The sequence below is a fragment of the Azospirillum sp. B506 genome, assembly GCF_000333595.1.
Lineage (GTDB): Bacteria > Pseudomonadota > Alphaproteobacteria > Azospirillales > Azospirillaceae > Azospirillum.
The window spans coordinates 1-10,612 of the sequence record NZ_BADK01000157.1 but is presented as its reverse complement, the minus strand read 5'-3'; the positions used below and the strand labels follow the sequence as shown (position 1 = coordinate 10,612).

9 protein-coding genes are annotated in these 10,612 nt (G+C 65.5%); 3 read left to right on the top strand and 6 right to left on the bottom strand.

The features are described 5' to 3' along the window. Together I71_RS05675 and I71_RS05670 are read left to right on the top strand one after the other, a co-directional pair. Nucleotides 1-1,088: ABC transporter permease (locus I71_RS05675; RefSeq protein WP_042692056.1), on the top strand; the 1,088-nt coding region annotated here is incomplete at its 5' end. Nucleotides 1,089-1,091: 3 nt separating this feature from the next. Next, the gene (locus I71_RS05670; protein ID WP_199902117.1) at nt 1,092-2,219 is read left to right on the top strand and encodes an ABC transporter permease; all 1,128 of its coding nucleotides are present in this window, start codon (nt 1,092-1,094) and stop codon (nt 2,217-2,219) included. Between the two features lie 48 nt (nt 2,220-2,267). On the opposite strand, the gene I71_RS34815 is transcribed toward I71_RS05670, so the two are convergent. Genes I71_RS34815 through I71_RS05660 form a run of 3 tightly spaced genes read right to left on the bottom strand, consistent with a single transcriptional unit; the run spans nt 2,268 to nt 5,795 of the window. Continuing rightward, on the bottom strand, nt 2,268-3,524 hold the full coding sequence (locus I71_RS34815) for a bifunctional diguanylate cyclase/phosphodiesterase (protein ID WP_083896999.1): 1,257 nt from the start codon (nt 3,522-3,524) through the stop codon (nt 2,268-2,270). After that, a complete protein-coding gene (locus I71_RS34810) occupies nt 3,500-4,714 on the bottom strand; it encodes a response regulator (protein ID WP_049975944.1) in 1,215 nt (404 codons plus the stop codon). The genes I71_RS34815 and I71_RS34810 overlap by 25 nt, the downstream gene beginning before the upstream one ends. Nucleotides 4,715-4,727: 13 nt before the next feature. Continuing rightward, a complete protein-coding gene (locus I71_RS05660) occupies nt 4,728-5,795 on the bottom strand; it encodes a sensor histidine kinase (protein WP_042692059.1) in 1,068 nt (355 codons plus the stop codon). A 325-nt stretch (nt 5,796-6,120) separates the two neighbouring features. Here I71_RS05660 and I71_RS05655 point away from each other — a divergent pair, with 325 nt between their 5' ends. Continuing rightward, entirely contained in the window at nt 6,121-6,462 is a 342-nt protein-coding gene (locus I71_RS05655) for a hypothetical protein (RefSeq protein ID WP_148294155.1), read from the top strand. Nucleotides 6,463-6,580: 118 nt separating this feature from the next. Here I71_RS05655 and pgmG read toward each other — a convergent pair whose 3' ends face one another. From pgmG to galU, 3 genes are all read right to left on the bottom strand, one after another. Beyond that, the gene (gene pgmG, locus I71_RS05650) at nt 6,581-7,981 is read right to left on the bottom strand and encodes a phosphoglucomutase/phosphomannomutase PgmG (protein WP_042692050.1); all 1,401 of its coding nucleotides are present in this window, start codon (nt 7,979-7,981) and stop codon (nt 6,581-6,583) included. A 37-nt stretch (nt 7,982-8,018) separates the two neighbouring features. Next, entirely contained in the window at nt 8,019-9,353 is a 1,335-nt protein-coding gene (locus tag I71_RS05645; RefSeq protein WP_042692048.1) for a UDP-glucose/GDP-mannose dehydrogenase family protein, read from the bottom strand. Nucleotides 9,354-9,554: 201 nt separating this feature from the next. Continuing rightward, nucleotides 9,555-10,424, bottom strand: coding sequence for a UTP--glucose-1-phosphate uridylyltransferase GalU (gene galU, locus I71_RS05640; RefSeq protein ID WP_042692045.1), 870 nt, complete (start codon nt 10,422-10,424; stop codon nt 9,555-9,557). Nucleotides 10,425-10,612 lie beyond the last annotated feature (188 nt).

Sequence of the window (10,612 nt, the reverse complement as noted above, 5' to 3'; positions counted from 1 at the left end):
CGCGAGAGCTCGAACTCCGCCGCGACCCCGTCCGCCTGACCGTCGCCCTGCTCGGCACGGTGCTGCTGATGCTGGTCTTCGGCTTCGGCATCACCATGGACGTCGAGAACCTGACCTTCGCCGTGCTTGACCACGACCGCTCGCCCGAGAGCCGCGCCTATATCGAACAGTTCGACGGCTCGCGCAGCTTCCGCGCCACGCCACCTGCCGCGGACGCCCGCGACTTGGCATTGCGCCTGCAACGCGGCGAGGCGTCGCTGACCATCGAGATTCCCGAAGGCTTCGGCCGCGACCTCCGCCGTGGCCGCGTCCCGGAAGTGGCGGTCCGCATCGACGGCGCCATGCCCTTCCGGGCGGAGACCATCCAGGGCTATGTCTCCAGCCTGCACCAGCGCTTCATCCAGGATGCAGCCACCGCCTCGGGCGTCGCCCTGCCCGCGTCACCGGCTACGCTGGAGATGCGTTACCGGTACAACCAGGCCTTCCGCAGCCTCGACGCCATGGTCCCCGCCACCATCGGCCTGCTGCTGGTCTTCATCCCCGCCATCCTCGCCGCGCTGGGCGTGGTGCGGGAGAAGGAACTCGGCTCGATCACCAACCTCTACGTCACCCCGGTGACGCGGCTGGAATTCCTGCTGGGCAAGCAGCTGCCCTATATCGGGCTCGCCGCCTTCAACCTTCTGCTGATGGTCGCCATGGCCGTCACCCTCTTCGGCGTGCCGGTGAAGGGTAGCCTGTTGGGGCTGCTGCTGGGCGGGCTGGTCTATGTGGTGGCGACCACGGCGCTGGGCTTGCTGATCTCCGTCTTCACCGCGACCCAGACGGCGGCGGTGTTCGGCACCGCCATCGTCACCATGCTGCCGGCGACCCAGTTCTCCGGCATGCTGCAACCGGTCTCCACCCTGGAAGGCGGGGCGTGGCTGTTCGGCACGCTGTTCCCCACCACCCATTTCCTGAAACTCTCGGTCGGCGCCTTCACCAAGGGCCTCGCCTTGGCCGAACTCATCCCCTTCATCCTGGCGACCGCCGCCTTCATCCCCGTGTTCCTGGCGCTCGGCGTCGCCTTCCTGCCGAAACAGGAGCGCTGAGCCATGATGCGCTTCCTCCGCAACAGCCTGACCCTGGCGCGCAAGGAGTGGATCAGCCTGCTGCGCGACGTCTTCATGCTGGGCTTCGTCGTCTATTCCTTCACCTTCTCGGTCTACAGCCAGGCGACCGGCATCTCGCACGAGCTGCGCAACGCCGCCATCGCCATCGTCGACGAGGACCGCTCGACCCTGTCGCAGCGGCTGGCCTCCAGCTTCCACGGCCCGGAGTTCCAGGCGCCGGCGATGATCGGCCATGCCGATATCGATCCGGCGATGGATTCCGCCCGCTACACCTTCGTCCTCGACATCCCGCCCGATTTCGAGGCCGACGTGCTGGCCGGCCGCAGCCCGACGATCCAGCTGCTGATCGACGCCACCGCGATGATGCAGGCCGGCATCGGCGCCGGGACCATCCAGGGCATCGTCGACGACGAGGTCGGGCGCTTCGTCCGCCACGAGGCCGACGGCAGCGCCGCCCCGGTCAGCCTGCAGGTCCGCGTCGCCTACAACGAGGCGCTGGACACGAAGTGGTTCACCGGCACCATGTCGGTGGTCAGCAACGTCACCATGCTGGCGGTGCTGCTGGCGGGCGCCGCCCTGATCCGCGAGCGCGAACACGGCACGCTGGAGCATCTGCTGGTGATGCCGGTGCGCCCGGCCGAGATCATGGCCGCCAAGGTGCTGGCGAATGGTGCTGTGATCCTGGGCCTGACGCTGGTGGCGCTCTATGCCGTGCTGCGCGGGTTGCTGTCGGTGCCGCTGGCCGGCTCGGTTCCGCTGTTCCTGGCGGGGACGGCGCTCTACCTGTTCTTCGCGACGGCGCTCGGCATCTTCCTCGGCACGGTGGCGCGCTCGATGCCGCAGCTTGGCCTGCTGTTCATCCTGATCGTGCTGCCGATGAACATGCTGTCCGGCGGCTTCACCCCGCTGGAAAGCGAGCCGGAATGGCTGCAAACCGCGATGCAGCTGTCACCCTCGACCCATTACGTCGCCTTCGCCCAGGCGATCCTGTTCCGCGGGGCGGGGTTCGACGTGGTGTGGCCGCGCTTCGCCGCGACCGCCGGGATCGGCGCTCTGTTCTTCGCCTGGAGCCTTGCCCGGTTCCGGCGGCATCTGGCGAGCTTCAGATAGGATGGGGGCTTCCTTCGCCCCATCGCTCCCGCGCTGGCGCGGCCGCCGTCACGGCAGTTCGGGCGCTAGGCAGGACCGCTCCGCCAGCAAGGCGGCGACGGCGGCGGCGGCCATGGGTCGGGCATAGAGATACCCCTGCCCTTCCCGGCAGCCGCGGGACCGCAGGAAGTCCTGCTGCGCCAGCGTTTCCACCCCTTCGGCGATCACCGTACGGTTCAGGCGGTGCGCCATGGCGATGATCGCCTCGGTGATCGCTTCGCTGTCGCGGTCCTCGGGAATATCGCGAATGAAGCCGCGGTCGATCTTCAGCCGGTCGATCGGCAGGCTCTTCAGCGACCCCATGCAGGAATAGCCGGTTCCGAAATCGTCGATGGCCACCATCAGACCGAGCCGCTTGAGCTGGAGCAGCGTGGCGAGGCAGTCGTCCTCGTTCTGCAAGGTACTTTCCGTGATTTCGATCTCCAGCCGCTCGGGGGGCAGACCGGTTTCATCGAGAAGAGTCTTCAGGAACTGCGGCAAACGGTTCGGGTTCATCTGCCGTGCCGAGACGTTGACCGCCATCCGCAACGGAGGAAGTCCAGCCCGCCGCCATGCGCAAGCCTGCGCGCAGGCCTCGCGCAGGACCCATTCGCCGATGGGAACGATGAGGCCGCTCTTCTCCGAGATGGGAATCACCGCGTCGGGCCCCAACAGGCCGGCGGTCGGGTGCTGCCAGCGGATCAGCGCCTCGACGCCCAGGACCGCGCCGCTCGCCATGTCGATCTGCGGCTGGTAATGCAGGACCAGTTCCCCCATGTCGAAACCGCGCCTCAGGTCGCGGTCGCGCTCCATGTAGAGGGTGGCTTTCCGTGTCATTTCCTCGGTGTAGAAGGCGAAACGGTTGCGCCCGTCATCCTTGGCAACGTACATGGCGGTGTCGGCGGCGCGGATCAGGTCGTCCTTCGTCAGGCCATCGTCGGGAAACAGGCTGATTCCGACGCTGGCGGACACCGTGAACTCGATCCCGGCCAACGCGATGGGGGCGCAAATCCGCGCGATGATGCGGTTGGAGAGTTCGGCCACGGAGACTGGCTGCTCGACCCGGTCGACGATCACCATGAACTCGTCGCCGCCCAACCGCGCGACGGTGTCCTCCTGGCGTACGGCCAGACGCATGCGCTTGGCCACGGTCTGCAGCAGCTCGTCGCCTACGCTGTGCCCCAACGTATCGTTGATTCGCTTGAAATGGTCGAGATCGATGAACAGAAGCGCCACCGTCCCGTTGCGGCGCTGGGCAGCGTTCATGGCCTGTTGCAGGCGATCCATCGCCAGCAGGCGGTTGGGCAGGTCTGTGAGCGGGTCGTAATGCGCCAGATACTGGAATTGCCCTGGGCCTGCCGGATGGCCGTCATGTCCGAAAACAGCGCGACATAGTGAGTGACGTCGCCCTTGGCATCGCAGACCGACGCGATGTTCACCAGCACCGGCAGCAGGGTATCATCCCGGCGGCGGCCAAGAATCTCGCCGTGCCACCGCCCGGCCGCGGCCAGGGTCGTCACCATGCTGCGCCGGTCGACGGGCGTATCAAACGACGTGTCCAGGACGTGGGGAAACTTCCCGATGATCTCGTCGTCCTGACAACCGCTGATCGTGCGGTATCCACGGTTGAAATTGATGACGTCGAACGCCTTGTCAAGGATCAGGATGCCTTCCTGGGCCGATTCGAAGACCATGGCCGCCTGCTGAAGCTGGACCTCGGTCCTTCGCCTTTCCGTGATATCCTGAATGACACCGATGATGCGGCTTTTCCCGTCGACGTTGCCCCTGAACAGTTTCCCCTGGATCTTCAGCCAGTGAAGCGTGCCGTCGGGATGGACGCTGCGGAATTCGGTCGAACACAGGCCGCCGTGATCGGAGGTGTTGCTGAACACCCGATCGACCTGATGGCGGTCCTCATCATGCACCCGCGCCAGGAAACCGTCCCACGCCCCGGCCAGAACCTCCTGCGGATGGCCGAAGAAGCGATGGGAGTTGCCGACATGCAGAACGGATTTGGTGGTCGCGTCCAGCTCCCAAGACGCCATATCGGCGGCTTCCAGGGCCAGCAGCAGCCGCTCCTCGCTTTGCCGGACCGCCAGGTCGGCGTCACGGCGTTCCAGCGCCATCTGGATGGTCGCGTGCAGTTCCCGTTCGCTGAAGGGTTTGACGAGATAGCCATAGGGTCTGGTGGCGCGGGCGCGCTCCAGCGTCGCCTGTTCGGAATAGGCGGTCAGGTAGATGACCGGCGTGTGGGACATCCTGGAGATTTCCCGAGCGGTGTCGATGCCGTCCATCGGCCCTTCGATGTGGATGTCCATGAGGACGAGGTCCGGCCGCTCGTCGCGGACGGTGGCCAGCGCCTGCGCGCCGGACGCCGCCGGGGTGGTCACGTCATAGCCCAGCAGCATCAGACGCTGCTGTAAATGAAGCGCGACGATGCGCTCGTCCTCGACCACCAGAATTTTGGCCTTCGACATCGACCGTCTCCACTCATTCGTCCGATGGGAACCGCAGCAGGAAGCTGGTCGGGTTAACGGGCTGGATCGTCAGCGCACCGCCAAGCTGCTGCGTCAGCAGATTGACGAGTTGAAGCCCAAGGGTTTCTGTCTTCGCGGCGTCAAGCGCGGGTGGCAGCCCGACCCCGTCGTCGCTGACCCGAAGGGAAACCTCCGAAGGCGTCTCCCTGGACAGCCGGATGGTGATCACGCCCCCGCGACCGTCCGGAAAGGCATGCTTCAGGGCGTTCGAAATCAGTTCGTTCATGATCAGGCCACAGGGAATGGCCGTGTTGATGGGCAGTTGGACCCCGACCGTGTCGAGAGACAAGGTGATCCGCGCCGAATCCACCCCATAGGAGGCGATCAGGGTGGGCGCCAGCGCGTCGAGGAAATTGGCGAAATCGACCCGTGCGAAATCCTTGGACTGGTACAGGGTCTGATGGATCAGAGCCATCGAGCGGATGCGCGACTGGCTATCGCGCAGCATGTCGAGAACCTGCCTGTCCACGATGCGCGACGATTGAAGATCGAGCAGGCTGCCGATGATCTGAAGGTTGTTCTTCACCCGATGATGGATTTCGGCGAGGAGGATGTCCTTCTCCTTCAGCGCCTGCTGGATTTTCTCTTCCTTTTGCTTTCGGTCGGAGATGTCGACGATCGCCGACAGGACCATCGTGCCCTCTTCGGTTTCGATCGGGTTGAGGCCGATCTCCACCGGAAACTCGCTGCCGTCCTTGCGCAATCCGTAGAGATCCCGCCCGGCCCCCATGGGCCGCGACTGCGGATTGGCGAAGAACTGGGCGCGCATCCCCGGATGATGCCCGGCGAAGCGGGTGGGAACGAGGATCTCCATCGGCTGCCCGAGCAGTTCGCCGCGCGTGTAGCCGAAGACACGCTCGGCCTGGGTGTTGATCATTTCGATCGTCCCCCGGCTGTTCACCATCACCATTGCGTTGGGCGCCGATTCCACGACCAGCCGGAAACGCTCCTCGCTCTTACGCAATGCGTGTTCCACGGCTTGCCGTTTCGCTTCCTCGGAAAGCAGGCTGTCCTCCACCATGGTGTCGTCCTCCGATGCCGTCCAGAAACGCTCCAAGGAACCCTTCCCATGCCGCCGGACCAACCCACGGCGTTCCGAACGCAGGGGACAACAGCATGCATACAATGGTAGGTTGTAGATTTCAATACTGAAACAATCCAGCCCCCCCTAAACCCATAGAAATAATAAGGAATTTTCTGAGTGAAAGCCTACGGTAGAGCGGATTCTTCCACTTGTCGATCAGGGTTTCTCGCCAAAGCCGACGAACTCGATCCGTTTTCCCTGCCGTCGTGTTGAGAATCGCGGCACAGCGCTCTCCATTTCTTGGACCGCTCTTGCCGATACCATGAAATCGGGAAGGCTCTTTTTGGGTTCCGGGATGCTGGGTCGTCGGTCCTGTGACGATGGCTTCGACGAGGGCTCCGAGCAGAGCTTTTCCACACCGCAGAGCGCTCGACGCCTGACACAGGGGTTTCGCGACTCTCCCATCCACGGCAAACGGGCGCTGATCGAGTGGGCGCGGCAGCGATTTCTCTGCCGGGGCCGCGGCCGGACCGGCAACGACCGGCACGAGGCGTTCGGTCCAGATCGCCGGATGACCGAGCGGCTGGCGAACTGCATCGGCCGTACGGCGCTGCGCCTCGTCTTGACCAAGGTCGCGGCCGGCGTAGATGAGATGTTCAGATAGAATTGCCGCAAAAACGCTGGGAGCTTCCCGATTTCATTCGGGGGACTGCTTCAAAGACAAAACCAGCCCTTGATCGGAAAGGGGGGCACTCGTCAGCCGATGCCCCCCCAACCATGCCTCAGTGCGACCCGCCGCCCTCGAAGGACGGCGCCGACAGCCCGGAGGCCACCAGCTGCTCGATCAGCGCGCCCTTCAGCCGCTCCAGCCCGTCTTGGCTGTAGGACTCGGCGCGGGCGACCAGCACGTCCTGGGTGTTGGACGCGCGCAGCAGCCACCAGCCGTCGTCGGTCGTCACGCGGACGCCGTCGATGTCGTTGACCTTGGCGCCCGACGCCTTGACGCGGCCCTTGACCTCCTCGACCACGGCGAACTTGCGTTCCTCGTCGATCTGGAAGCGGGTCTCCGGCGTGTTGACCATGTCCGGCAGCCCGTCGCGCAGGGCGGCCAGCGTGGTGTCCAGCTTGCTGACCAGCCCGACGAGGCGGACGCCGCAATAGAGCGCGTCGTCGAAGCCGTACCACTTGTCGGCGAAGAAGATGTGGCCCGACATCTCGCCGGCCAGCGGCGAGCCGGTCTCGGCCATCTTGGCCTTCAAGAGCGAGTGGCCGGTCTTCCACATCAGCGGGTTGCCGCCATGCTTGGCGATCTCGTCGAACAGGGCCTGGCTGGCCTTGACGTCGGCGATGATGGTGGCGCCCGGATGGCTCTTCAGCACGTCGGCGGCATAGAGCGCCACCAGCTGGTCGCCCCACACCACGCGGCCCTTGTGGTCGATGGCGCCGATGCGGTCGCCGTCGCCGTCGAAGCCGATGCCGATGTCGCAGCCATGCTCCGCCACCGCCTTCTTCAGGTCGACGAGGTTGGCCTCGACCGTCGGGTCCGGATGGTGATTGGGGAAATTGCCGTCGATCTCGTCGAACAGCAGGACATGCGTGCCCGGCAGCTTGGCGGTCAGGCGGCGCAGGATCTCGCCGGTGGCGCCGTTGCCGGCATCCCAGGCGATCTTCAGGTCGCGCGTGCCGTCATAGTCCTTCAGCAGGCGGGTGACATACTCGTCCTGGACGTCGATCTTCTCCGACGAACCTTCGCCCGTCTCCCAGTCGGCCTTCGCCGCCATGGTGCCGAGTTCCAGGATCTGCTGGCCATAGACCGGCCCCTTGCCCAGCATCATCTTGATGCCGTTGTAGTCCGGCGGGTTGTGCGAGCCGGTGATCATGATGCCGGCCGCCGCCTCGCGGTCGCGGGTGGCGAAATACAGCATCGGCGTGGGGCCGAGCCCGATGCGCAGGACATGCAGGCCGGTGGAAACCAGCCCCTCGACCAGCGCCTCCTCCAGTTCCGGCGAGGACAGACGGCCGTCGTAGCCGACGCAGACCGTCTTGCCGCCCTTGCGCACCACCACGGTGCCGAAGGATCGGCCGACCGCGCGGGCGTCGGCGGGGGTCAGCGTCTTGCCGACGATGCCGCGGATGTCGTACTCGCGCAGCACCGTGGGGTGGAAGGTATGGGCTTCGCTCATCGTCTCGTTAGTCCTCTGTTGGACGCCGTCTCGGACCTTAACCGCGGTCCGTGCCGCCGGCCGGCGCGGAAGGCCGACCGATGGACGTATAGGTAAACCCGGCCTTCGCCATGTCTTCGGGGTTGTAGATGTTGCGCAGGTCGATCATCACCGGCCGCTTCAGCATCGACTTGACCCGACGCAGGTCGAGCGCGCGGAATTCATTCCACTCCGTGAGAATAGCGACGCAATCGGCCCCTTCCAAGGTGCCGTAGGCGTCCTTCGCCCATTCCACGCCGGGCAGCAGCTTTTCGGCCTCGTGCATCGCCGCCGGGTCGAAGGCGCGCACCGTGGCCCCTGCCGCCTGCAGCGCCGGGACGATGTCCAGCGACGGGCTGTCGCGCATGTCGTCGGTGTTCGGCTTGAAGGCGACGCCCAGCACCGCGATGGTCTTGCCGTCCACCGACCCGCCGCAGGCGGCGATGATGCGCTCGGCCATCTGCTTCTTGCGCTTGTCGTTGATGTCCACCACCGTCTCGATGATGCGCAGCGGGCTGCCGACCTGCTGGGCGGTGCGGACGAGCGCCAGCGTGTCCTTCGGGAAGCAGGACCCGCCATATCCCGGACCGGGGTGCAGGAACTTCTTGCCGATGCGGCCGTCCAGACCGATGCCGCGGGCGACGTCATGGACGTTGGCACCCACCTTCTCGCACAAATCGGCGATCTCGTTGATGAAGGTGATCTTGGCGGCCAGGAAGGTGTTGGCGGCGTATTTGGTCAGCTCCGCCGTCTCCAGCGAGGTGATGACGATCGGCGTCTCGATCAGGTAGAGCGGCCGGTAGAGACGGCGCATCACCTCGCCCGCGCGCTCCGACGTGGCGCCGATGACGACGCGGTCGGGCCGCATGAAGTCGCCGATGGCCGAGCCTTCGCGCAGGAATTCGGGGTTGGAGGCGACATCGAACTCGGCGTCGGGACGGACGCGGCGGATGATCGCCTCGACCTCCCGGCCGGTCCCGACCGGAACCGTCGATTTGGTCACCACCACCGTGTAGTGGTCGAGGTTCTGCGCGATCTCCTCGGCGGCGCCATAGACGTAGGACAGGTCGGCATGGCCGTCGCCGCGGCGCGACGGGGTGCCGACCGCGATGAACACGGCGTCGACGCCCTGCATCGCCTCCTTCAGGTCCATGGTGAAGGACAGGCGGCCGGCGGCGACGTTGCGGGCGACGAGGTCGTCCAGGCCGGGTTCATAGATCGGAATTTCACCGTTCTTCAGCCGCTCGATCTTGCCGGCGTCCTTGTCGACGCAAGTGACGTGCACGCCGAATTCCGAAAAGCAGGCGCCGGAGACCAGGCCGACATAGCCCGTGCCGATCATCGCTATGCGCATCGCGTCCCCCTCATGTCCTTGAAGACCAGGAATCCAGAATATCTCCGGGATGCCCCGGCGAACCGTCGCCATGGGGCGTTCCCGATGGCCGGCCTTTTGAAACGGCCGGCTTTTACCGAAACACCGCTCAAACGCATGTGCCCGCCGCCGTCCGGATCAGGGGACGGGGGCGGGCACCGCGTCATGCGTGCTGCCCGTCGGTCAGCAATATTTGCGCAGCATGGCACGCACCTTGTCGGCCATGTCCGGCCGGTTCAGCGCGTGGGCGAGCGTCGCCTCGATGAAGCCGACCTTGTCACCGCAGTCGTAGCGGGTGCCTTCGAAGCGCAGGCCGTGGAACGGCTGGTTGCCGATCAGCTTGGCCATGGCATCGGTCAGCTGGATCTCGTTGCCGGCGCCGCGCTGCTGCTTTTCCAGATGGTCGAAGATTTCCGGCTGCAGGATGTAGCGGCCGATGATCGACAGGGTCGACGGCGCCTCTTCCGGCTTCGGCTTCTCGACAAGGCCGCGGACGGTGGCCAGACGGCCGTCATCCTTCTCGACATCCAGGATGCCGTAGCTGCTGGTCTTTTCGCGCGGCACGTCGACGACGGCGACGATGTTGCCGCCGACCTCCTCGTACGCCTCGACCATCTGCTTCAGGCAGGGGGTCTTGCCCTGGACGAAGTCGTCGGGCAGCACGATGGCGAACGGGTCGTTGCCGATCAGGGCGCGGGCGCACCACACGGCGTGGCCGAGGCCCAGCGGAACCTGCTGGCGGGTGTAGAAGCAGCGGCCGGGGGCGATCTCGCTGTGGCGGACCTCCTCCAGCGCGTCCAGCTTGCCGCGCTCCTCGAGCGTGCGGTTCAGTTCGGTGTCGGCGTCGAAATGGTCTTCGATGGCGCGCTTGGAACGGCCGGTGACGAAAACGAAATCCTCGATGCCGGCGGCGCGCGCCTCTTCGACGGCGTGCTGCAGCAGGGGGCGGTCGACCAGGGGCAGCATCTCTTTCGGGATGGCCTTGGTGGCCGGCAGGAAGCGCGTGCCGAGACCGGCGACCGGGAACACCACCTTGCGCACGGGTTTCCGCATTGGACGTCTCTTGTGGTTGAGGCGAAGTCAAATCCATGGCTCCACGTCACCGCGCCGCCGCAAGCGGAACCTGCGGAAGCACGGTCGTGGTCACCGGCTTTCTGCCACGCCTTCCGTCACTGCGCAACAAACCTTCCGAGACCGGGCAAAAGGCTAGTCCAACAAGCCAAAATCAAATGAAAACCGGC

Bases quoted from the DNA above. Each gene is read 5' to 3' on its own strand.
- galU (WP_042692045.1), bottom strand. From the start codon at position 10,424: ATGCGGAAACCCGTGCGCAAGGTGGTGTTCCCGGTCGCCGGTCTCGGC.
- I71_RS05645 (WP_042692048.1), bottom strand. From the start codon at position 9,353: ATGCGCATAGCGATGATCGGCACGGGCTATGTCGGCCTGGTCTCCGGC.
- I71_RS34815 (WP_083896999.1), bottom strand. From the start codon at position 3,524: ATGGATCGCCTGCAACAGGCCATGAACGCTGCCCAGCGCCGCAACGGG.
- pgmG (WP_042692050.1), bottom strand. From the start codon at position 7,981: ATGAGCGAAGCCCATACCTTCCACCCCACGGTGCTGCGCGAGTACGAC.
- I71_RS34810 (WP_049975944.1), bottom strand. From the start codon at position 4,714: ATGTCGAAGGCCAAAATTCTGGTGGTCGAGGACGAGCGCATCGTCGCG.
- I71_RS05670 (WP_199902117.1), top strand. From the start codon at position 1,092: ATGATGCGCTTCCTCCGCAACAGCCTGACCCTGGCGCGCAAGGAGTGG.
- I71_RS05655 (WP_148294155.1), top strand. From the start codon at position 6,121: ATGAAATCGGGAAGGCTCTTTTTGGGTTCCGGGATGCTGGGTCGTCGG.
- I71_RS05660 (WP_042692059.1), bottom strand. From the start codon at position 5,795: ATGGTGGAGGACAGCCTGCTTTCCGAGGAAGCGAAACGGCAAGCCGTG.